Here is a 20,276-nt window from a genome sequence, read left to right on the forward strand (position 1 = left end):
TGGCCGGCAACCTCATGGAAAAACGTTCAATGCAACGCGCGTGCGGCTCAGGCGGCCATGAAGGCCGGTGGCCCGCGCGCTCCCAATGTGCCGCTGATCCGTTGCGGCAACGCCCGCACCGCACCGCGCAGCGCGCGGCACACCGGTGCCATCGGCGCCAACAGCAGCACTGCCGCCACCAACAGCGTGATCAGCCGTGCAGCGATCAGGCAGTAGTCGCAGTCCACGCCCATTTCATGATCGGCATGTGGATCGGCGGGCGGCGTCTTTGCGGCCTCGCCGTGCGGCATCGCCATCGCGTGGTGGTCGTGATGGCCTTCCATCGCGTGCTGGGTGTGGGTGGCATGGTCCATCGCCGCCACGGGCACTGCAGCAGCCACGTGACCGTGCGCCAGCCAGCGGCTCACCAGCGGGGCGAGCAGCACCAGCAGCATGGCGAGCCATGCCAGGGCCTGGAACCGGCGGTGGAGGACAGAACGACGCACGCCGCCATTCTACGGGGCCCTGACCAACCTTGGACCCCGTTCAGGGTTTCCGGAAAGGTAGTGCGACGTTATGACGCAGCGTCTGATGCAGTCGGTTGCCATGCTCCCGAGGGGGACGGAAGGCGACCGTACGGCCCCTTCCGTCCCCGCGTCGTAGTGTTAGAACCGCACGGGCTGCTGCACCGCACGCTCCAGGAACATGACGCCCGCCTGCAGGCTGTTGCGGGCGTTCTCCAACCAGCGCTCCGGATCGGCCACCGCGAATCGCTCCTGCGCATCCACGTCACCCGAATCGGCCAGGTCGGCCAACTGCAGATGGATGTGGTTCTCCACCAGGCCCACCAGCACGGCAAGCTCGGCCGACAATCCGGCGATGCGTTCGGTGAAGCCAGCGTCGTTGCTGTTCAGAGACATGTCCCCTGTTCCTATGCGTTGCGGTGTTGATGGATGGCTTCGAAACGCTCGGCACAGGCAGGCCCACAGAACAGCCTGGCCGGATGGTTGTCGAAGTCTTCGCTGCAGTCCGGGTTGTGGCATTCCCCAATGGGTATGAGAGGAGCAACGCTGCTGGCCCGCGTTGCGTGCCGGGCCAATGCGCGTTGCAGATGGCGCGCTTCCAGTTCCTGCGCTTCGTCGATGGTGTCCGTCATGCCAGCTGTATTTTATCGGGGGGTGGTCGCACCGATTGAGAACGCCGCGACGACAGTGGACGACGCGGGCTCGGCATCGGATCGGCGTTCGCAGTTGCAATGGATTTCAGGCATGCAGGCTCCTTGTGCATGGGTGCCCCGAGGGGCGGTGGATTGAAACGAAGGGCCGTCTCTGACGGTGATCGCATCATCGGGAAAACGGTTCTCGCCAACTGCGACGCAACGTCGCGCAGGCGACGATCTGCGAAGGCCATCGCAGATCCATCGCAGACGGATCGCCCTCATCGGGCACCGGGGATGCAAGGTGCTGGAAGGTGTTGCAAAAGAAAGTCCTTTCCGACACCATGATCAGGTCATCACCTTCCACCTCATCCTGACCACGCCGCGTCGGTCCGCCGCCGCGTGGCCTGCATCCGGCAGGCATTGCACAGCGCATTGGCCACCATCGGCTGCTGTGGACCGATCCACGTTCCAAGGGGCCCCGTCGAATGCACACACCGCACCCAGCGCAGGACATCGTTCCCGCGTTCCTGCAGGCCATGCACGCGCACGGCATCGTGCCGGATGCGCGCGGCCGCGACGCACTCAACGCCGATGGCACGCTGGTGCGCTTCCATGTGGAGGGCGACCGCCGTGGCACCCGCAATGGCTGGGCCGTACTGTTCGGAGACCACGTGCCGGCCGGTGAGTTCGGCAGCTGGCGCACCGGCAGCCGCCATGCCTGGTGTGCGAAGTCGGAAACCACGCTGAACGCCGCCGAACAGCGCGCGATCCGGCAACGCCAGGAAGCCGCCCGTGCCGAACGGGAACGGCAGCAGCGCGAACGTGAGGAGGCTGCAGCCAAGGCCGCCAACGTGTTGTGGAACCGTGCCCTTCCTGCAGACGCACACCATCCCTACCTGGTACGCAAGGGCATCCACGCACATGGGCTGCGTGTAGCGGCATGGCCCGTGCGCAACAGCGACGGCCTGGTCTTCCGCTACATCGACAATGCCCTGCTGGTGCCGGTGATGAACGCCGCGGGCCGGATCGTCTCGCTGCAGGCGATCTTTCCGCGCACGGACCCGGCACTCGGCCGCGACAAGGACTTTCTCTGCGGAGGCCGCAAGCAGGGCTGCTTCCACGTCATCGGCAAGCCGCTTCCTGGCGAGCCGATCGCCATCGCCGAGGGCTATGCCACGGCGGCATCGATCCACCAGGCCACGGGCGGCTGCGCGGTGGTGGCATGGGACGCCGGCAACCTCGCGGCGGTCGCCCGTGCCTGGCGCAGCGCGGTTCCCGATGGCTCCTTCGTCATCTGTGCCGACAACGACCAATGGACCCGGCAGCCGCTGGACAATCCCGGTGTCACCCACGCCACGCGCGCCGCCGCGGAGATCGATGCACGCGTGGTGTGGCCCGAGTTCACCACGCTGCACGGCGACGATGACCGCCCGACCGACTTCAACGATCTGCACCTGCGCGAAGGACTGGAGGCAGTACGCACCCAACTGTTCCCTCTGCCGCCTGCCACAACCGAAGAAGGCACTGGGGAGGAGGACGCGCCATCGCCGTCCAACGCGCGCTACCAGGTACCCGGCAACCTGTCCGCATTCGATGCCTTTACCCCGTTTCCCGATACCAGCGCGCGTGGCCGGCCGTTGCCGACCGCGCGCAATCTGGCCGAGCTGTGCCGGCGCACCGGCGTCACCGTGCGCTACAACGTCATCCGCAAGGATCTGGAGATCCTGGTCCCGGGGCTGCAGAGCACGGTCGACAACGCCAAGGAGGTGGCCGCCGGCGAAGTGATGGACTGCATGCACCGCGCCGGCATGGCCATCGCCAGCTTCGAGACCAACCTGTGCCAGGTCGCCGAGGCCAATCCGTACAATCCTGTCGCCAGCTGGATCAGCTCACGGCCCTGGGATGGCCAGTCCCGCCTGCAGGCGTTCTTCGACACTGTGCAGGAAGCCCAACCCACGCGCATGGCCGACGGCCGCATCCTGAAGGAAGTGCTGATGCGGCGCTGGCTGATCTCCGGCGTGGCCGCGGCGTTTGAGCCGGACGGCGTGGTGGCGCGTGGTGTACTGACCTTCGTTTCGAAGCAGAACCTGGGCAAGACGCGCTGGGCACGGCAGCTGGCACCGGCCGAGCTGCAGTTGATCGCCGATGGCGTAGTGCTCGATCCAGCCAACAAGGACAGCGTCAAACAGGTCATCTCCAAGTGGATCGTGGAACTGGGCGAAGTCGACGCCACGTTCCGTCGCACCGACATCGCTGCGCTGAAGTCGTTCATCTCGCGCAGCCACGATGAGATCCGCCGCCCGTATGCGCGCACTGAATCCCGCTATGCGCGACGCACCATCCTGTTCGCCAGTGTCAATGACGAGCGCTTCCTGCGCGACGCCACCGGCAACACCCGCTGGTGGACCATACATGCCGTGGGCCTGGGCGAACCGGCACGGATCGACATGCAGCAGGTGTGGGCCGAGGCCCATGCGCTCTACTGCGACGGCGAGACCTGGCATCTGTCCAGCGAGGAACTGGATGCGCTGAACGCCACCAACAGCGAGCACGAACCGATCTCGCCGATCGCCGAGCTGATCGACCGCCACTTCGACTGGTCCATCCCCGCCGCACAGTGGAGCGCACAGTACCGTGCCACCGAGATCGTCATTGCGGTGGGCATCGACAAGCCGAACCGCCGCGAGGTCAACGAGGCCGCCGCCTATGTGGTCAAGCGACATGATGTGCGCACGAAGGTGGTCGGCAAGGAGCGGGCCAAGGTCTGGTTGATGCCACCGCGAAAGCTCAGCCTCCCAGGGCACTCGGCGGGTCCGTTCTGATGCCACCTGCCCGTGAGCGTGCACGGATCGAGCGCGACAGCTGACGCCTTGCCCCTGACCAGGATGCAAGTGGATGAAAGGTGTTGACTGGAACAGTCCACAAAGGCAAGATGCCTGTATCGGCCCCGCCGCCTTCCAGGAGCGCTTCCGCCATGCCCCGTCCCCGACTGCACGCTTTTGAAGATGAGCAGCTGACCGTGCAGCAGATCCATCAGCGGGTGCCGGTGCTTTCGGAACGCACCATCCGCGATCACCTCGCAGCTGGCCGCCGTACACGTTCCGCCATGTTGTGCTTCGACCCGATCGCAGCGGCTGCGCGCGGTGGCCGCATCACCCAGCGCATCCTGCGCGCGCGCAGCACGGCCGGTCGCGATTCCTGACCCGCCCGCACTGCCGAATTCCTCCAGGAGTAGATTCCGCATGATTCCCGCCTCCCTCGACAGCGGCCATCGCATGATTGCCGACACGCTGGCTGCGTTCCGCGCCAGCCCCGCTCTGGGCAGCATCGCGCTACGGGCGGCGCCGCAGGCGCGTCCTCCGCTCTACATCGGCATCGCCGGCGGCAAGCGTGCGGGCAAGGACACCCTCGCCAACGGGCTGGCCTCGGCGCTGGTGCTGCCCTGCGACAGCTTCGCCGCCCCGCTTCGGCAGTTTGTCGCCTCTCTTCTTGGGCTGTCCCTGCGTGAACTGGACGGCCGCAAGGAGGAAGCCATCGACTGGCTGGCCGAATTCACTCCGCGCCACCTGATGCAGACCGCTGGTACCGAATGGGGGCGTGATCGCGTCCATCCCGAGCTGTGGGTACGCTCGCTGTTTGCCCGCCTGCCTGCGGGCGGACTGGTACCCGACGTCCGCTTCGCCAATGAAGCCCACGCGATCCGCCGCCGTGGCGGTGTCGTGATCCGCGTCAGCCGTCCCGGCCATGGCGGCCATGACAGCGAGCAGCCACTGCCTGATGACCTGGTCGACATCGAGGTGAACAACGACGGTACCCAGGCCGACCTGGTACGCAGGACGCTGGATCAGCTGCTGTCGCGCGGCGTGATCTGAGCCTTGTACAAGGCCGTGTTGCCCTGCCGCGTGCCCTGTCCCGCCCGCAGGTTCCGACCCATCGTCGGCGAAAATGATGTAAGGTCGTCCCCCATCACCGACGACACCTGTCGTCACCCTGCATCCCCAACCCCGTTCGCAAAGAGGAAATGCCATGGAGGTCGAACAGTTCACGTCGACGCGCCTGAAGGCCATCGAGTTGTTCAAGTCCCAGCCCAAGGGCAGCAAGGACACCGTGAGCCTGGACGCGATCTTCATCTCGCTGTGCTCGCAGGCCAACGCCCAGGGCGACGCCGGCAGCGCCAGGCAGGCACGGACCGCCGCACGCCCCGGCAGCCAGCAGCCGCCCGCGCCGTGGTTCACCGAAACCCTCGCTGCCTTGAAGGGCAAGGGCGAGTCGATCACCGTCGCGCGATTCCTGATGTTCGCCAACCGCTTCCCGGTCAAGCGCATGGATCAGGTCAATGCCGCCCGCTGGCTGCGCGACGCGGGCTACATCCCGCGCAAGACCGGCGGCAACCTGGTGTTCGACCTTTGATCCAGCCCCACCTGCAGTCCTGAAGCCCCGGCATCGTCCGGGGCTTTTTCGTTTCAGGGCCCGCGCACCTGCATGAGGACGGCCATCGCGGCGACGTCCTCACCTCGTACCTGCCGTATCCCTTTGATCTGCCCCCTCCTTCCACCCTGTGAGGACGACGAGTACGAAAGAACGAGGGAAACATCGGTGGCAACAACAAACGATCGCAGGGCGTCAGGCGCCGCCTTGCAGTACTCCTCACCCGTCCTCGGGGCACCGATGAACCCCTTCAGCACACCACATCCAAAGTAGATGAAAGGTGTTGACTGGCGAGGCGGGATGGCAACAGTGGAGATCAATGCCACTGACGACATCCTTCATGAACGCCCTGCCCGACAGCATCCAGACCCTGGCCGAGGTCATCGGCGAATCCGCAGCCCTCACGCTGGTGCGCGCATGGCCGCCGACCACCTCCAGCACCACCGGCCGCCATCGCGTCATCGTCTACGTTCCCTCCACCCTGCCCGACCAGCATCGCCTGATCGATATCCTCGGCCACGACGTTGCCCAGCGGCTGGTCACGCACTTCGGTGGCGAACTGCTGTTCCTGGCGTCCTGCTTCGCCGCCGGCGCGCACGAACGTCGCGAGCGGATCGCGCATGCCATCGCCAGTGGCATGCCGCGCGAACACGTGGCACGTGAGTTCGGCGTCTCGCAGACCACCATCAAGCGCGCCCTGCGCGGAGCCCGCTCCGCACCACCGCCGGCGGTTCATCCGGCCCTGCTCAAGGGGTACGCGCGCGCATGAACGAAAGCGACCTGCTGGCCGGTGTACCGGACTGGGCCAAGTACCTGGGGGGAACCTCGGGCGTGCTGATCGCGGTATCGCTGTGGCTGCGTCAATGGCTGTCGTCGGCCAAGGTCGACCGTACCGCCGACGAAGCCACCAGCAATACCCTGCGCACCCTGCAGGAACAGCTCGCCGCCGAGCGCACCCGCGCCGACGGCCTGATGCACGAACGCGAGGCAATGGCACAGGAAATCGGGCAGCTGCGCGGCGAAGTCAGCGCCCTGCGTGCGCAGGTTGCCCAGCAGAGCGTGCAGATAGACGCGCTGCTCGCGCTGGTGCGCAAGCAGCCGGGAGCCGCCGCATGACCGCCGCCGCAGCCAGCGCCCTCGGCGGCGCCAATGTCGCCGCATTCCTCGACATGCTGGCCGTGTCCGAAGGCACCGACATCCCCAGCCAGCGGTCGCGTGACCGTGGCTACGACGTGATCGTCGGAGGCCAGCTGTTCAACGACTACCGCGACCATCCCCGCGTGCTGGTGTCGCTGCCACGCTATGGCATCAAATCCAGCGCCGCCGGCCGCTACCAGTTTCTGCGCAGCACCTGGGACGACCTGCGCGCGCGACTCGGCCTGCCCGATTTCGGCCCGGTCTCGCAGGACCGTGCAGCAGTCGCCCTGCTGAAACAGTGCGGTGCCTACGAGCTGATCCGGCTGGGACGCTTCGATGCCGCCGTCACCGCGGCACGGCGCATCTGGGCGTCGCTGCCAGGCGCCGGGTACGGGCAGAAGGAGCACGCACTGGAAACACTGCGCGCGGCCTACCGGGCCGCCGGCGGATCCCTGCAGTGACGCCCGGGGCCCTGAAGCTGGGCATCGGACTGCTGGTCCTTGCCGGCAGCCACGCGAGCTGCGCCTGGCTGGGATGGACCTTGCGCGACCGCAACGCGGACCTGGCCGTTGCCACCACCCGGACAACGCAGCTGGCGGCCCGCACCGAAGCAGCCCAGCGCGCGCACCAGCAGGCCCTCGCCAACAGCGCCGCAGGCGCGCAGACCGAATCGCAGCGCCTGGCCACACAGGCAGAGCGCACCCGGCAGTTCAACACCCTGCAACAGGACATCGAGACCCATGCCAAGACACCTGGCCACGATCGCGGCGACGCTGATGCTGAGTTCGTGCGCATCTGGCGCGAAGCCAACGCCGGCCGCGCCCTGCTGCGTTGATCTCAGCATCGCGCCCGCGCAGTTGCGTGCCCCACTTGAACTGCCGGACCTGCAGGCGGCCAGTGACGATGCGCTGCTGCGCAATCACGTTGCAGTCGCGCAGCAGTACCACGCGCTGGCCGACCAGCTGCGCGCGCTGCTGTGCAGCCTCGGCAGCCAACGCGGCATCACCATCAACGGCATCGCGCCGGTAGTGCCTGCTGGCTGCGACAACAGTACCAACCACGCGCACTGAGCCTGCCTGATACGGCCACGCCTGCAATGCCACCCCACTGCGGTGATGGCAACACTGGCTGCAGCCCGTGCGCGCCTTGCAGCGCTACGCCCTTCCTCCCCTCCCTGCATGAGCTGACATGGCGAACGATCCCTTCCCTCCCACGCTCGATCCGCTGATTGCCGCGATCGAAACCGCAATCCGCGCACGCTTTCCGGAGTTTGCAAGCGTCGAGTTCCATCGCGACGCCAACGCTGAGGGGATGCCCCTGCCGGCCTGCCTGCTGGCGATGACGCGCTGTGACCGCAGCAGGGACAACAATGATGGCAGTGGCCTTCTGCAGGCCACGCTGCGCTTCGAAGCACGCATTGCCCTGCCGGCAACCGATGCAACCGCAGCGCTGCAGCTGCGCAACGCGGCCCTCGCCCTCGCCACCTGGCTGCACCAGCTCGGCCGTTTTCCCGGCGTTGCCAGCGGCGCGATCGATGTGATCGCGGCACTGCCCGAAGACCCAGCAGCGGCACAGCCGGGCCTGCGCACCTGGATCGTTGAGTGGTCACTGCCGGTCGCGCTGGGCGACAACGCCTGGGAAGAGGTGGGAGGCGTGGTGCCGCAAGCGTCCTACAGCTTCGCGCCAGAGATCGGCCGTGCCCATGAGGCACGCTACCAGCCCCTGCCGGAGCGCGCGCCATGAGCGCCGAACACGCACGCTTGATCGGCAACCTGCTGATGATCGGCGTGGTGCGCGAGCTGGACGAAGCGGGCAGCCGCGTGCGCGTGGATGCCGATGGCATGCTCACCGACTGGATTCCCTGGCTGGAACGCCGGGCGGGACCGGGCGTACGCAGCTGGTGCGCACCCGAACCCGGCGAGCAGGTCGTACTGGCGTGCCCCTATGGCGACCCCGGCCAGGCGGTGGTACTCGGCAGCCTGTACCAGGACCGCTTTCCGCCGCCGGCCAACTCGCGCCTGCGGCAACGCACCGCGTTCGCCGACGGCAGCAGCGTCGAGTACGACCAGGAAACCACCACGCTCAACGTCCATGTCGGCAGCGGCAAGGTCATCGTCACCTGCGCGAATGCGCAGGTGATCGCCAGCGAATCGATCGTGCTCGATACGCCGTCGATCAAGGCGACCGGCAACCTGGATGTCACCGGTGCGATCAGCGCCGGCAAGGACATCAGCACACCCGGCGAGATCAAGGCCGGTGCCATCGGCCTGAAGGCACACACGCACACCGCACAGGGCCCAACCGCCCCGACCACGCCGGCCCAGGCCTGAGCGGCCACGCCTGCAATGCCCTGAAAACCCGCACTCCACGACGATAGAGGCCATGCGAGGAATCGACGCCAACACCGGCAAATCACTGGATGGGCTCGCCCATCTGCACCAGTCCGTGCGTGACATTCTCACCACGCCCCTTGGCTCCCGCGTACTGCGCCGCGAATACGGCTCGCGCGTGTTCGAACTGATCGATGCGCCGACCAACCGCTCGCTGCGCATGGACCTGATCGCGGCCACCGTCGACGCGCTCGCGCGATGGGAACCGCGTCTCCACGTCGAGAACGTCGACGTCTCCCTCCCCGCCCCCGGCGTGATGATCCTGGCAGTGACCGGGATCCACCTGCCGGACGGCGAGGCCATCACCATCGAAGGAATCGAGGTTCGCTAACCGTGGCATCCGGCTCGTTCACCAGTGTCAATCTGTCCCAGCTGCCTGCCCCGGCGGTCATCGAAGTGCTCGATTTCGAAGCCATGTTCGATGAATCGCTGACCGCGCTGCAGGCCCTGGATCCCACCTTCGACGCGCTGCTGCCGTCGGACCCGGCCTTCAAGATCCTGGAGGTCTGCACCTACCTGCGCCTGCTCGATCGCCAGCGTGTCAATGATGCCGCGCGTGGCGTGATGTTGGCCTATGCGGTTGGCAGCGACCTCGACCAGCTGGCCGCGATCTTCGGCATCGGTCGCCAGATGCTGGATCCGGGCAAACCGCAGCAGGGTGTTCCGCCGCGCTACGAAAGCGATGAGGATTTCCGTCGGCGCATCCAGCTGGGGCCGGAAGGCTTCAGCGTGGCCGGCCCGGAGGGCGCCTACATCTTCCACGCCCTGAGCGCCGATCCACGAGTACTCGATGCCAGCGCGACCAGTCCGTCGCCGGGTGAGGTGGTGGTTTCTGTGCTGTCGCGTGAAGCCGATGGCACCGCTGCCCGTGGACTGCTCGACGCCGTCGAAATGAAGCTGAGCGCAACCGACGTGCGTCCGCTCACCGACCACGTGCTGGTGCGCACAGCGACAATCGTCGACTACACGGTCACCGCCACGCTCTATACCTTCGCCGGACCGGACTCGCAGGTCGTGCTGGCCGAGGCGCGCACACGCCTGGACCGCTACATCGCCGAATCGCATCGGCTCGGCCGCGATGTCACCCGCTCGGGCCTGTTCGCCGCACTGCATGCCGAGGGTGTGCAGCGCGTGGAGATTTCCAGCCCGGCAGCGGACGTGGTGGTCGACCGTACACAGGCCACCTACTGCACTGCCGTGACCCTGACCCATGGCGGCAACGATGAGTGATTCCACCACGCGCCTGATCAATGCGCGTCTGCGCGGCGCGGCCGATGGCCACAACCTGCAGTTCCGCCATCCGGGTGGCGCACTGTCCACCCTGCAGGCGGTGTACCGCACCGATTGGCAGGGGCGGCTGAAGCTGTCGGATACGCTGCGGCACAACCTGCAGCGCTTCTCGGCAGCGTTCAGTAACCCTTGGTGGAAGGGCTTCTACACCAAGCCAGCGAACCTGTCGTTCAATCACCCCGCTCCAGATGGCAGTTCCAGTGCCTGCTCCTTTCCTGTCTCCGATGCGATCGGGGGACCGAATCAGAACTTCACCGGTCTGGTGGACGAGGATGGAAGCGCGTTTCCCGATGGTGCCGTGCGTACCGTCAGCATCTGGCTGCGCGCAACCGAGCCATGTGCCATCGACCTCGGCATGCGCACCACCGGCGCAGGCAGGACACGTCTGCAGGTGAGCACCGAGTGGAAGCGCTACAGCTACACCTATGCCGCAACCGCAGATGACGCCCGCCGGGGCGTGAGTATCGTGCTGGATCGACGGGCAGCCGGAAACACCGGCCTGAGGCCGGACAGCCGCATCCATCTCTGGGGCGTGCAGGTGGAGGAAGGCCGCGAAGCAACCAGCTACATCCGCACCATGCCCCAGCCTGTGGGCGTGATTGATTACAGCGTGCTCAACAACGTGATCACGCTCAGCCAGGCACCCGCTCCCGGCTCGATCATCGACGGCGATGCGTTGGTCAGGGTACCGACCACGGCCAACCTGCTGCCGCCCAACGCCACCCACGCGGAGCGGGCCCTGGCCCGCGCTGCGGTCACCCGCCCATTGCCGGTGGACATCACCACGCTGTGGGACGCCGACCGCTGTCCGGCCACCCTGCTGCCCTGGCTGGCCTGGGCCTTGTCCGTGGACGAATGGAAGGCCTACTGGCCGGAGACGGTGAAGCGTGCGCGCGTGCGTACCGCGATCGCCATCCAGCGCCGCAAGGGTACCTGGGGCAGCGTGCGCGACGTGGTCGCCGCTTTTGGTGGCTCGATCCTGATCCGCGAATGGTGGGAGATGCAGCCGCAAGGCGCACCGCACACCTTCGAAGCGGTGATGACCATTGCCAACCAGGGCGGCGAGACCGCCACTGCCAAGTTCGTCGACGACGTGATCGGCGAGATCAGCCGGACCAAGCCGGTGCGATCGCACTTCACCTTCACCCAGGGCATGCAGGCCAACGCCGGTATCGGTGCGCTCGCCGGTGCCCAGGGCACCACCTTCCGCCGTATCCAACTGATCGGAGAGTAAACCCCGCATGCGCTTGAAAATCACCGACGCCGGCTTCGCCAGGCTGGTCAACCCACCCAATACCGGCACCAGTGCCGTGCTGATCACCGAGATCGGCCTGACCTCCACGGCATTCACGCCGTCGGCGGGGCTGACCACGCTGCCCGGCGAGATCAAGCGTGTCTCGACATTCGGCGGCAAGGCAGTGGGCGATGACACGCTGCACGTCACGATCCGCGACGACAGCGCCACCGCCTACAGCCTGCGTGGCTTCGGCCTGTACCTGGGCGACGGCACGCTGTTCGCCACATTCGGCCAGGCCGATCCCATCATGGAGAAGACCGCAGCCTCGATGCTGCTGCTCTCCACCGATACCCGCTTCAGTGAAGTCGATACCGCACTGATCGAATTCGGCAATGCCGAGTTCATCTACCCTCCCTCCACCACCGAGGTGCAGGGTGTGGTCGAGCTGGCCACTACGACCGAGACCGAAGATGGCGCAGACACCCAGCGTGCGGTAACGCCGCGTGGCCTGCGTGCCTTCATCGACAAGCGATTCGGTGCCAGCGCCCCCACCCAGTTCGTGCGCACGCTGCTGTCGATCGCTACCGATGCCGCATTCCGTTCCGCGCTGGGCCTGAAATCAGCGGCGCTGAAGGATGAAGGCGCCGACAAGGGACTGGACGCGGACCTGCTCGATGGCCGTCATGGCACGCACTACCTGGATTGGCGCAACATGACCGGCGTGCCGTCCAGCGTGCACGTTCCCGGCCAGGTCATCCTGTTCGCCGGTGCCACCGCGCCCAACGGCATGCTGCTGTGCAATGGCGCCGCTGTTCCGCGTGCCAGCTATCCGGCCCTGTTCGCCGCCATCGGCACCCGCTATGGCGCCGGCGATGGCGCAACCACCTTCAACCTGCCGGCCATGCAGGAAGGCACGGTAGTCACGCACACGCTGAACCCGGACGCGGTCGGAAGCTTCACCCAGGGTGAAGTGATCCGCCATGCCCACAGCGCAAGCGCGGCAACGGCAGGCAACCACAGCCACGCCATCTCCGTCGGCGCAGGTGGCGCGCACTCGCATGGCGCGAGCGCAAGCGCGGTCGGCGATCACGCGCACGGTGCATGGACCGACTCGCAGGGCCATCACGCGCACACCGGCGGAACCTCCTGGGTGGGCGACCACCAGCATCTCACCGCCTATGCGGAAGTTGGGGCCGCCTATCCATGGGGTGCCGACTACGGGAACCACATGGGCTCCCGCGGCAACATCGACTATGACAATCCTTGGCCGAACACCAGCCCTGCCGGTGGCCACGCCCACAGCTTCACCACCGACGGCGCGGGTGGCCATGGTCACAACATCGGCATGAACGGCGCCGGTGGTCACTCGCACACCATTTCCATTGCCCAGGTCGGCGACCACGGCCATGCCGCCTCGGCGGCGGACGCCGGTGCACACAGCCACGCCATCGTGGTGGAGGCCGCCGGTGGCGACCGCAACCTGCCGGCGGGCCTGCGGATGATCTATTGCATCGCGTACTGAGGACATGACCTTGCCTACTGAACCGCGCTTCGCGCACTCCTACGATCCCCACACCCGTGCCTACATGGGCAAGGTCCGTCTGCAACCCTCGCCCGATGGCGCATGGAACCTGCCTGACTTCACTGTGGACGTCGCCCCCCGCCAGGCCGCAGGCGAATACCAGTCACTGCGCCTGGCCGAGGATGGCTCACGCTGGGAACTGGTGGCCGATTTCCGCAACTGCATGCTGTGGGACACGCGCACCGCGATGGCAGTACCCAATCGCCTCGCGCTGGGCGAGCCGTTGCCCAAGGACGTGACCCTGTCCGAACCGTTCAAGCTGGATGGCACCACCGCGCAGTACAACGCGTGGAATGCCAGCCGCCGCGAATGGACGCTGCTGCCGGACTACAGCACGCGCCCCCTGTGGAACAAGCACGATGCCAGCTTCGCCGCTCCCCTGCCCCGCGGCGTGGCGCTGCCGTCCACGGTCACCGACCTGGCACCACCCGGCGATCGCAGCTATCCGGTCACCTTCGATGAAGCCAGCGCCGCCTGGGCAAGGGTGAGTGCGCCCGATCCCGAAGCGGGCACGCCGCCGCAGCCGTGACATCGGGCCACGGCTGCAATTAAGCCAGCCGCGGCCAGATACGAACATGTACCCATGCGGCGCAGATCGCGACCGCAGCACCCACCCAACCAAGGAAAAAACAACGCATGGCCGAATTTCTGCATGGCGTGCAGGTCGTCAACATCGATGGTGGTTCCCGCTCGATCGCTGTTGCCTCGACCAGCGTCATCGGCATCGTGGGCACCGCGCCCCGCGCCGACAAGATCGCCTTCCCGTACAACACCCCGGTCCTGGTGACCTCGCGTTCGCAGGCAGCCAAACTGCTCGCCGGCACCGCCACCGAAGTCGATGAGGGCACCCTCCCGGGCCAGCTCGACGCCATCTTCGACCAGTCCAACGCGGTCGTCGTCGTTGTCCGCGTCGAGAAGGGCGCCACCGAGAACGACACCCTGGCCAACGTGCTGGGCGGCGTGAACGCGCAGACCGGTGCCTACACCGGCGTGCATGCACTGCTGGCGGCAAAGTCGGTCGTGGGCATCAAGCCACGCATCCTGGCGGTGCCGGGCTTCACCCACACCCACGAAAAGCGCGACACCGAACTGCTGGCCAACCCGGTCGTAGCGGAACTGCTCGGCATCGCCGACAAGCTGCGCGCGGTGATCATCAAGGATGGCCCGAACAGCACCGACGACGCTGCCAAGAGCACCACCGCCCTGACCGGCTCCAAGCGCGTCTACGTGGTCGACCCGGCGCTGCTGGTGCAGTCCGGTGATGCCATCGTCACCCGCTACGCCTCCGGTGCCGTGGCCGGCGCCATCGCCCGCAGCGACAACGAACGCGGCTGGTGGGCATCGCCGTCGAACCTGGAACTCAACGGCGTGGTCGGTACCGCGCGTGCGATCGACTTCGGCCTGTCCGACGCGACCAGCCGCGCCAACCTGCTGAACCAGTCGAACGTGGCGACCATCATCCGCGAAGGTGGCTTCCGCCTGTGGGGCAACCGTACCGCCAGCAGCGACCAGAAGTGGCAGTTCCTGTGCGTGGTGCGCACTGCCGACATCATTGCCGACAGCCTCGAGGCTGCTCATCTGTGGGCCGTCGATCGCGGCATCAGCAAGACCTACGTCGACGACGTGCGCGAGGGCGTCAACGCCTTCCTGCGCGGTCTGAAGACCCAGGGCGCGATCCTCGGCGGCAACTGCTGGATCGACCCTGAACTGAACGCAGCGGACAGCGTGGCCCAGGGCCGCTTCTTCTGGGACTTCGACTTCACCCCGACCTACCCGGGTGAGCAGCTGACCTTCCGCATGCACATGAACAACAACTACGTCTCGGAGATCTTCTAAGCATGGCGCGCAAGATCCGCAAAAACTTCAACTTCTACGTCGACGGCAAGGGCTATGCCGGCAGCGTGATGTCCTTCACTGCACCGAAGCTGTCGCTGAAGACCGAGGACTTCCAGGCCGGCGGCATGCTCGCCCCGACCGAGATCGTGCTCGGCCATGAAAAGCTCACCGCCGATGTCGAGTTCGCCTCCGACGACGCGGAGATCATGAGCAAGTTCCACGTCATCGAAAGCAAGGAGTACGGCTTCACCGCCCGCGAGGCGCTGGAAGGCGATGACGGCGAAGTGACCCAGGTCGTGCACAACATGCGCGGCAAGGTGAAGCTGCTGGACCGCGGCGAAACCAAGGTTGGCGAGAAGGGCACGATCAAGGTCAACCTGGCGCTGAGCTACTACAAGCTGACCCATGGTGCCCAGGTCGTGCAGGAGATCGACGTGGTCAACATGATCGCGCGCCAGGGTGGCGTGGACGTGCTGGCCGGCATCCGCGGCGCGCTGGGCATCTGAGCCGGCACCGCACCGAGAAACACGGGGGCGCCTCGCGCCCCCGCATCCATCGCACCGCATCGCATTCCAGGAACACCTTCATGTCCAGCAAGACCAAGACCCCCACCGACACCGTCATCGAGCGCGATGGCTTTGCCGAGATCACCCTCACCCGCCCGCGCCAGGTCAACGGCATGGAAACCGCCGTGCTGCGCATGCGCGAACCGACCGTGGAAGACATGGAGCGCTACCAGGACGACAAGGGCAGCGACGCCCAGCGTGAGGTGCGGATGATCGCCAACCTGTGCGAGATCTCGCCTGACGACGTGCGCAAGATGCCGCTGCGCGACTACGCCCGGCTGCAGGCAGGCGTGGCGCTTTTTACCACCTGACCCTGCCGCAGATCAGGCAGGGAGTGCTCGCCCTGGCCGGACATACCGGCTGGGGCCTGCGCGAGATCATGACGCTGCGGGTGTCGAAGTTCATCTGGTGGATTCAGGGGTTGCCGGTACATGGCCAATAACGTTCAAACGACAACGATCACGATCGGCGGCTCGGTGTCCAAATCGCTGAAGGACGCATTGTCCTTCGCCAATGATGGCGTGAAGCGCCTCGGCGATGAAGCCGGCAAGCTGGAGCTCAAGCTCGCCGCGATGAAGAAGTCGGGCACCGCATACACCCGCATGCGCGCGCAGGCCGATGCGCTGCGCGCCTCACAGGAAGCGCTGGAGCGTGTCGAAGCCAAGCGCACCGCCAACCTGGAGAAGCGCGAGAAACTCGGCGCCTCGTTCAAAGCAGCGCGCGGCACACTCGGCACCGCCGTCACCGCACTGGCTAAGCCGGTCGAGAACGCCTCCGGCTTCGCCCGCCAGAACCAGCAGATCGGCGTGGCAGCCAACCTCAGCCGCGCGCAGGTGAGTGCGCTCGGCCAGGCGATCCTGCAGCAGTCGCATGCAACCAACCAGGGCGCCGACGATCTGCAGCGGTCGATCAAGCTGATGGTCGCGGCCGGCATGGATGCACAGTCCGCGCAGGCCAGCCTCGGCGCCGTTGGACGGACCACCACCGTCACCGGTGCCAGCATCGATGACGTTGCCAAGGCGGCCGCCAGCCTGCAGCGCTCGTTCGACATCGATCCCTCGCGCATGCAGAGCGCGCTGGACGTGCTGGTGGTGAACAGCCAGCAGGGCAGCCTGGGCCTGAAGGACATGGCCGAGGTGCTGCCCACACTGGGCTCGTCGTTCGAAGCGATGAAGCTGCAGGGCACGTCAGCGGCCGCCACGCTGGGTGCGGCACTTGAGGCCACGCTGGATTCGGCCGGCGGTGCCGACAAGGCCGCCAGCAACATGAAGAGTTTCATGTCGGCCGTACTGTCCCCGGACCTGCAGGCGAAGGCCAAGAAGAGCCTGAACCTGGATCTGCGCAAGATCATCGGCGAGGCACAGACGAGTGGTGGCAATCCCTTCGATGCCGCGATGCAGGGGATCATCAAGGCCACAGCGGGCGACCAGAAGAAGATCGGCACCCTGTTCAGCGATGCGCAGGCGAAGGACTTCGTCCAGCCGATGATCGAGAACTGGGATACCTACATCCGCGTCCGCGACAAGGCACTGAACGGATCGGCGGGTACCACCGATGCCGCCTATGCCGATGCGATGCAGACCGATCCGCAGAAGATCGAAGGCGCGAAGATCGCCGTGGACAACCTGTCCAAGGCGTTCGGTGCAGCGCTGCTGCCGGCGGTGGGCGAGGCCGCGGTCAAGCTGACCGAACTGCTGAACGGGGTCACCTCGTTCGTGCAGGAAAACCCGAAGCTGATCGCCAACACCACGCAGATCGTGGTCGGCATGCTGGGCATGCGCACGGCGGTGCTCGGCGCACGCTACGCCTGGACGTTCCTGCAGGGCCCGATCCTGGGCGTGCAGAAGGCCTTCGAGCTGTTCCGTGGCGGCAGCCTGCTGGCACAGCTGGGGCGCTTCGGGCCGATGGCCATGCGCCTGGCATCGGGCTTCCGCATCGTCGCCACTGCCGTGGGTGCCATCGGCGGTGGCCCCATCGCCGTTGCGGTCGCCGCCATCACCGCCGGCGCCCTGCTGGTGCGCAAGTACTGGGAACCGATCAAGGCATTCCTGGGCGGCGTATGGGAAGGCCTGAGCGGTGCAGGCACCGCGGCGATGGGTGAACTGATGCGCGCGGTTGAACCACTGCGCCCCGCCTGGGAAGTCATGAGCGGGCTGATCGGCCAGGCCTGGGACTGGCTGTCGAAGATGCTGGAACCGGCGCAGTACACCGGCAATGAATTGTCACGCGTCGCCCAGATCGGCTCGCTGGTGGGTGAGGCGCTGCTGACCAACTTCCGGCTGGTGATCCAGGTCATCGGCGGCGTGGTGGGGGCGGTGGTGTGGCTGGGCGAGATGCTCGGCACCGTCGCCGGCTTCATCAACGAGACCCTTGGCAACATCTGGGAGTCGATCAGCCAGAAGGCGACCGCAGCGTTCGACCGCATCCTGGAGAAGCTCAAGCCGGTCATCGAAGGCGTCGGCTGGTTCATGGACAAGCTTGGTGGTGGCGTAGGGGCTGCCAAGGACAAAGCGCTGGAGGTCGCCGAGGGCGGGCTGCAGACCGCGGTGGGCGCCGCCAACATCTACAGCGGCATGAAGGCGCGCGGCGGTGGTGGCATCGGTGACATGGCACGCGTGGCGTACGCGGTCGGCACCAACGACAACGATGGCCTGAACCGCCGCATGGCCGAGCTGAGCGGCGCGCAGGGACGCCGGGCGCCGGACATGCCCTCGCCCACGATGCGTGCACCGACCACCGTGCAGCAGCAACAGACCAACAACATCACCATCCACCAGCAACCCGGTGAATCCAGCGAATCGGTGGCACGTCGCACTGCAGACGAGCTGCAGCGTCGCAACGCGCTCGCCGCCCGTGGCAGCCTGGCAGACAGGAACTAAGCATGAAGCGCGAGTTCGTAACCGCATCCATCGACAAGCTGTTGTCCCGTTTCCAGAGCAACGACTCCGGCAATGCCCCGGTGCTGCTGATGCTGGGGGGCTTCAAGTTCAGCCTCAACACCGCCGTGTTCCAGAACATCCAGCAGAGCAACGAGTATGGCTGGGCTGCGCAGGAGCGCATCGGGCAGATGGCCGCCCTGCAGTACACCGGCCCCGGCAAGGCCAGCATGACGCTGCCCGGCGTCATCCACTATCAGTTCCGGGGCGCCGGCAATGAGCTCTCGCAGCTGCGCAAGCTGGCAGCGCAGGGCAAGCCACAGCGGCTGCTGACCGGCAAGGGCGGGAACCTGGGGCTGTGGGTCATCGACAAGATCGACGCCACCGCCTCCGGTTTCACCGTCGATGCGGGAATCCAGCGGCACGAATTCACCCTCTCCCTGCGGAAGCACAGCGATGGCACGAACGTATAACACCCGCGACGGCGACGTCGTCGACCGCATCGCGTACGCGCACTATGGCGAACAATCACCGGCCATCCTGCGCGCGGTGTTCGATGCCAACCCGGGCCTGGCCGCGCGCGGCGCGATACTGCCTGCGGGCGTGGCGATCACCCTGCCGGACGTGCAGCGCCCTGCCGGCGAACGCAAGGGAGTGGCCCTGTGGGATTGAACATCGCACCGGCATTCCGCGTGGTGGCCAACAGCCAGGACATCACCGACAAGATCATGTCGCGCTTCAAATCACTGCGCATCACCGACGAGACCGACAACAGCTCGGACATGCTGGAGCTGCAGCTGGCCGACCATGATCCGTCCGATCCGATCCAGCTGCCGCCGGCAGGCGCGGAGCTGGAAGCCTTCATCGGCTATGACGGCGAAGTGCGGCGCATGGGCCTGTACATCTGCGACGAGGTGGAGATTTCCGGCTACCCGGGCAGCATGACCCTGCGCGCGCGCGCCGCACCGTTCGAGGCCAGCAAGGGCGGCAAGAACGAACTGCAGACACAGAAGACGCGCACCTGGAAGAAGGGCACGACGATCGGTGGCATGGTGCAGCGCATGGCCGCCGAACACGGACTGAGCGCCGCCGTGAGTGGATCGCTGGCATCGATCGTGCTGCCGCTGACGGTGCAGTCGCAGGAATCGGACATGAACCTGCTGCTGCGCCTGGCCAAGCAGCACGATGCCATCGCCAAGCCGGGCGGCGGCCGCCTGATGTTCGTCAAACGGGGCGACTCCACCAGTGCAAGCGGTGAGCGCATTCCCGACGTCACCCTGACCCCCGCCGATGGCAGTAGCTACAAGGTGAGCATCGTCTCACGCGAGAAAACCGGCACCACCATTGCCTACTATCGCGATGTACGCGGTGCCACGCGCCAGGAGGTGAAGTTGGGCAGCGGTGAACCGATCGTGCGCCTGCGCATGGCCTACGCCGACCGCGAAACCGCCGAAGCCGCAGCACGCGCCAAGCACCAGGAACAAGCCCGGCAGACGCGCACGCTCAGCTACACCCTGCCCGGCCGCGAGACGCTGATGGCCGAAGCCACGGTGGTGATGCGGGGCTTCCGCGACGGCGTGGATGGGCGGTGGCTGGTCAAGCGCGCCGAGCACAACATCAGCCACGAGGGCTACGTGACCAGCATCGAGTGCGAACAACCCAACAGTGCCGACGCGGTGAAGGCGGCCAGCAGCGCGCCAGCGACCGAAGGCGAGCAGGTCGGCAGCGAGGTGTAGATCCAGGCGGGGCGCGGATGCGGTTCTCCCGATCCAGTTGCTGTAACACTGCTACGACCT

At 66.5% G+C, this 20,276-nt stretch carries 26 protein-coding genes; 23 read left to right on the forward strand and 3 right to left on the reverse strand.

The annotated features are described in order from the left end of the window. Positions 1-47 precede the first annotated feature (47 nt). The 3 genes from VPH47_RS16410 to VPH47_RS16420 form a co-directional block, all read right to left on the reverse strand. Positions 48-434, reverse strand: a complete 387-nt coding sequence (locus tag VPH47_RS16410; RefSeq protein ID WP_110711346.1) for a DUF2946 family protein — start codon at positions 432-434, stop codon at positions 48-50. Positions 435-644: 210 nt separating this feature from the next. Beyond that, positions 645-899, reverse strand: a complete 255-nt coding sequence (locus tag VPH47_RS16415) for a hypothetical protein (protein ID WP_153856496.1) — start codon at positions 897-899, stop codon at positions 645-647. Positions 900-910: 11 nt separating this feature from the next. Further along, positions 911-1,135: a hypothetical protein gene (locus VPH47_RS16420; protein WP_110711342.1), complete on the reverse strand. Its 225-nt coding sequence runs from the start codon at positions 1,133-1,135 to the stop codon at positions 911-913. 488 nt (positions 1,136-1,623) lie between these two features. On the opposite strand from VPH47_RS16420, the gene VPH47_RS16425 reads away from it, so the two are divergent. The 23 genes from VPH47_RS16425 (at position 1,624) to VPH47_RS16535 (ending at position 20,216) form a co-directional block, all read left to right on the forward strand. After that, positions 1,624-3,960 (forward strand): VapE domain-containing protein, encoded by a 2,337-nt coding sequence (locus VPH47_RS16425; RefSeq protein ID WP_180854071.1) that lies wholly within the window; start codon positions 1,624-1,626, stop codon positions 3,958-3,960. Between the two features lie 152 nt (positions 3,961-4,112). After that, positions 4,113-4,340: a hypothetical protein gene (locus tag VPH47_RS16430; RefSeq protein WP_180846503.1), complete on the forward strand. Its 228-nt coding sequence runs from the start codon at positions 4,113-4,115 to the stop codon at positions 4,338-4,340. Between the two features lie 40 nt (positions 4,341-4,380). Next, complete coding sequence (locus VPH47_RS16435; RefSeq protein WP_180846504.1) at positions 4,381-5,010, forward strand: hypothetical protein; 630 nt, start codon at positions 4,381-4,383, stop codon at positions 5,008-5,010. 154 nt (positions 5,011-5,164) lie between these two features. Next, on the forward strand, positions 5,165-5,548 hold the full coding sequence (locus VPH47_RS16440; protein WP_125428585.1) for a hypothetical protein: 384 nt from the start codon (positions 5,165-5,167) through the stop codon (positions 5,546-5,548). 358 nt (positions 5,549-5,906) lie between these two features. Beyond that, entirely contained in the window at positions 5,907-6,335 is a 429-nt protein-coding gene (locus VPH47_RS16445; protein ID WP_228756442.1) for a Mor transcription activator family protein, read from the forward strand. Continuing rightward, positions 6,332-6,682: a hypothetical protein gene (locus VPH47_RS16450; RefSeq protein WP_110711331.1), complete on the forward strand. Its 351-nt coding sequence runs from the start codon at positions 6,332-6,334 to the stop codon at positions 6,680-6,682. The genes VPH47_RS16445 and VPH47_RS16450 overlap by 4 nt, the downstream gene beginning before the upstream one ends. Continuing rightward, entirely contained in the window at positions 6,679-7,164 is a 486-nt protein-coding gene (locus VPH47_RS16455) for a glycoside hydrolase family 104 protein (RefSeq protein WP_368851280.1), read from the forward strand. Before VPH47_RS16450 ends, VPH47_RS16455 begins: the two co-directional genes overlap by 4 nt. Then, positions 7,161-7,538, forward strand: coding sequence for a hypothetical protein (locus tag VPH47_RS16460; protein WP_368851281.1), 378 nt, complete (start codon positions 7,161-7,163; stop codon positions 7,536-7,538). The genes VPH47_RS16455 and VPH47_RS16460 overlap by 4 nt, the downstream gene beginning before the upstream one ends. A gap of 22 nt (positions 7,539-7,560) precedes the next feature. Continuing rightward, positions 7,561-7,773, forward strand: a complete 213-nt coding sequence (locus VPH47_RS16465; protein ID WP_368851282.1) for a hypothetical protein — start codon at positions 7,561-7,563, stop codon at positions 7,771-7,773. A 118-nt stretch (positions 7,774-7,891) separates the two neighbouring features. Beyond that, on the forward strand, positions 7,892-8,446 hold the full coding sequence (locus tag VPH47_RS16470) for a hypothetical protein (RefSeq protein WP_368851283.1): 555 nt from the start codon (positions 7,892-7,894) through the stop codon (positions 8,444-8,446). Beyond that, positions 8,443-9,033 carry a phage baseplate assembly protein V gene (locus tag VPH47_RS16475; protein WP_368851284.1) on the forward strand — a complete coding sequence of 197 codons (591 nt, stop codon included), beginning with the start codon at positions 8,443-8,445 and terminating at the stop codon, positions 9,031-9,033. Before VPH47_RS16470 ends, VPH47_RS16475 begins: the two co-directional genes overlap by 4 nt. Before the next feature lie 52 nt (positions 9,034-9,085). After that, complete coding sequence (locus tag VPH47_RS16480; protein WP_005408332.1) at positions 9,086-9,424, forward strand: GPW/gp25 family protein; 339 nt, start codon at positions 9,086-9,088, stop codon at positions 9,422-9,424. A 2-nt stretch (positions 9,425-9,426) separates the two neighbouring features. Continuing rightward, on the forward strand, positions 9,427-10,323 hold the full coding sequence (locus VPH47_RS16485; RefSeq protein ID WP_368851285.1) for a baseplate J/gp47 family protein: 897 nt from the start codon (positions 9,427-9,429) through the stop codon (positions 10,321-10,323). Further along, on the forward strand, positions 10,316-11,617 hold the full coding sequence (locus VPH47_RS16490) for a phage tail protein I (protein ID WP_368851286.1): 1,302 nt from the start codon (positions 10,316-10,318) through the stop codon (positions 11,615-11,617). Before VPH47_RS16485 ends, VPH47_RS16490 begins: the two co-directional genes overlap by 8 nt. Before the next feature lie 7 nt (positions 11,618-11,624). Beyond that, positions 11,625-13,142: a tail fiber protein gene (locus VPH47_RS16495; RefSeq protein ID WP_368851287.1), complete on the forward strand. Its 1,518-nt coding sequence runs from the start codon at positions 11,625-11,627 to the stop codon at positions 13,140-13,142. A gap of 4 nt (positions 13,143-13,146) precedes the next feature. Further along, the gene (locus VPH47_RS16500) at positions 13,147-13,731 is read left to right on the forward strand and encodes a hypothetical protein (RefSeq protein WP_350259914.1); all 585 of its coding nucleotides are present in this window, start codon (positions 13,147-13,149) and stop codon (positions 13,729-13,731) included. A gap of 107 nt (positions 13,732-13,838) precedes the next feature. Further along, positions 13,839-15,038, forward strand: a complete 1,200-nt coding sequence (locus VPH47_RS16505) for a phage tail sheath C-terminal domain-containing protein (RefSeq protein WP_110711320.1) — start codon at positions 13,839-13,841, stop codon at positions 15,036-15,038. 2 nt (positions 15,039-15,040) lie between these two features. Further along, on the forward strand, positions 15,041-15,544 hold the full coding sequence (locus tag VPH47_RS16510) for a phage major tail tube protein (RefSeq protein WP_110711318.1): 504 nt from the start codon (positions 15,041-15,043) through the stop codon (positions 15,542-15,544). An 80-nt stretch (positions 15,545-15,624) separates the two neighbouring features. Further along, positions 15,625-15,915, forward strand: coding sequence for a phage tail assembly protein (locus VPH47_RS16515; RefSeq protein ID WP_005412456.1), 291 nt, complete (start codon positions 15,625-15,627; stop codon positions 15,913-15,915). A gap of 165 nt (positions 15,916-16,080) precedes the next feature. Continuing rightward, a complete protein-coding gene (locus VPH47_RS16520; protein ID WP_368851288.1) occupies positions 16,081-18,483 on the forward strand; it encodes a phage tail tape measure protein in 2,403 nt (800 codons plus the stop codon). A gap of 2 nt (positions 18,484-18,485) precedes the next feature. Then, positions 18,486-18,953, forward strand: a complete 468-nt coding sequence (locus VPH47_RS16525; protein ID WP_110711312.1) for a phage tail protein — start codon at positions 18,486-18,488, stop codon at positions 18,951-18,953. Then, on the forward strand, positions 18,937-19,152 hold the full coding sequence (locus VPH47_RS16530; RefSeq protein WP_368851289.1) for a tail protein X: 216 nt from the start codon (positions 18,937-18,939) through the stop codon (positions 19,150-19,152). Before VPH47_RS16525 ends, VPH47_RS16530 begins: the two co-directional genes overlap by 17 nt. After that, positions 19,143-20,216, forward strand: coding sequence for a phage late control D family protein (locus VPH47_RS16535; RefSeq protein ID WP_110711308.1), 1,074 nt, complete (start codon positions 19,143-19,145; stop codon positions 20,214-20,216). Before VPH47_RS16530 ends, VPH47_RS16535 begins: the two co-directional genes overlap by 10 nt. The last annotated feature ends 60 nt before the right edge of the window (positions 20,217-20,276 follow it).

The sequence above is a fragment of the Stenotrophomonas sp. WED208 genome, from assembly GCF_040984485.1.
Lineage (GTDB): Bacteria > Pseudomonadota > Gammaproteobacteria > Xanthomonadales > Xanthomonadaceae > Stenotrophomonas > Stenotrophomonas riyadhensis.

What these genes read in the sequence shown, in the direction of transcription:
- VPH47_RS16530 (WP_368851289.1), top strand. Translation starts at nt 18,937, where the DNA reads ATGGCACGAACGTATAACACCCGCGACGGCGACGTCGTCGACCGCATC.
- VPH47_RS16495 (WP_368851287.1), top strand. Translation starts at nt 11,625, where the DNA reads ATGCGCTTGAAAATCACCGACGCCGGCTTCGCCAGGCTGGTCAACCCA.
- VPH47_RS16435 (WP_180846504.1), top strand. Translation starts at nt 4,381, where the DNA reads ATGATTCCCGCCTCCCTCGACAGCGGCCATCGCATGATTGCCGACACG.
- VPH47_RS16455 (WP_368851280.1), top strand. Translation starts at nt 6,679, where the DNA reads ATGACCGCCGCCGCAGCCAGCGCCCTCGGCGGCGCCAATGTCGCCGCA.
- VPH47_RS16480 (WP_005408332.1), top strand. Translation starts at nt 9,086, where the DNA reads ATGCGAGGAATCGACGCCAACACCGGCAAATCACTGGATGGGCTCGCC.
- VPH47_RS16510 (WP_110711318.1), top strand. Translation starts at nt 15,041, where the DNA reads ATGGCGCGCAAGATCCGCAAAAACTTCAACTTCTACGTCGACGGCAAG.
- VPH47_RS16500 (WP_350259914.1), top strand. Translation starts at nt 13,147, where the DNA reads ATGACCTTGCCTACTGAACCGCGCTTCGCGCACTCCTACGATCCCCAC.
- VPH47_RS16515 (WP_005412456.1), top strand. Translation starts at nt 15,625, where the DNA reads ATGTCCAGCAAGACCAAGACCCCCACCGACACCGTCATCGAGCGCGAT.
- VPH47_RS16470 (WP_368851283.1), top strand. Translation starts at nt 7,892, where the DNA reads ATGGCGAACGATCCCTTCCCTCCCACGCTCGATCCGCTGATTGCCGCG.
- VPH47_RS16440 (WP_125428585.1), top strand. Translation starts at nt 5,165, where the DNA reads ATGGAGGTCGAACAGTTCACGTCGACGCGCCTGAAGGCCATCGAGTTG.
- VPH47_RS16505 (WP_110711320.1), top strand. Translation starts at nt 13,839, where the DNA reads ATGGCCGAATTTCTGCATGGCGTGCAGGTCGTCAACATCGATGGTGGT.
- VPH47_RS16445 (WP_228756442.1), top strand. Translation starts at nt 5,907, where the DNA reads ATGAACGCCCTGCCCGACAGCATCCAGACCCTGGCCGAGGTCATCGGC.
- VPH47_RS16450 (WP_110711331.1), top strand. Translation starts at nt 6,332, where the DNA reads ATGAACGAAAGCGACCTGCTGGCCGGTGTACCGGACTGGGCCAAGTAC.
- VPH47_RS16430 (WP_180846503.1), top strand. Translation starts at nt 4,113, where the DNA reads ATGCCCCGTCCCCGACTGCACGCTTTTGAAGATGAGCAGCTGACCGTG.
- VPH47_RS16410 (WP_110711346.1), bottom strand. Translation starts at nt 434, where the DNA reads ATGCTGCTGGTGCTGCTCGCCCCGCTGGTGAGCCGCTGGCTGGCGCAC.
- VPH47_RS16420 (WP_110711342.1), bottom strand. Translation starts at nt 1,135, where the DNA reads ATGACGGACACCATCGACGAAGCGCAGGAACTGGAAGCGCGCCATCTG.
- VPH47_RS16425 (WP_180854071.1), top strand. Translation starts at nt 1,624, where the DNA reads ATGCACACACCGCACCCAGCGCAGGACATCGTTCCCGCGTTCCTGCAG.
- VPH47_RS16415 (WP_153856496.1), bottom strand. Translation starts at nt 899, where the DNA reads ATGTCTCTGAACAGCAACGACGCTGGCTTCACCGAACGCATCGCCGGA.
- VPH47_RS16475 (WP_368851284.1), top strand. Translation starts at nt 8,443, where the DNA reads ATGAGCGCCGAACACGCACGCTTGATCGGCAACCTGCTGATGATCGGC.
- VPH47_RS16525 (WP_110711312.1), top strand. Translation starts at nt 18,486, where the DNA reads ATGAAGCGCGAGTTCGTAACCGCATCCATCGACAAGCTGTTGTCCCGT.
- VPH47_RS16490 (WP_368851286.1), top strand. Translation starts at nt 10,316, where the DNA reads ATGAGTGATTCCACCACGCGCCTGATCAATGCGCGTCTGCGCGGCGCG.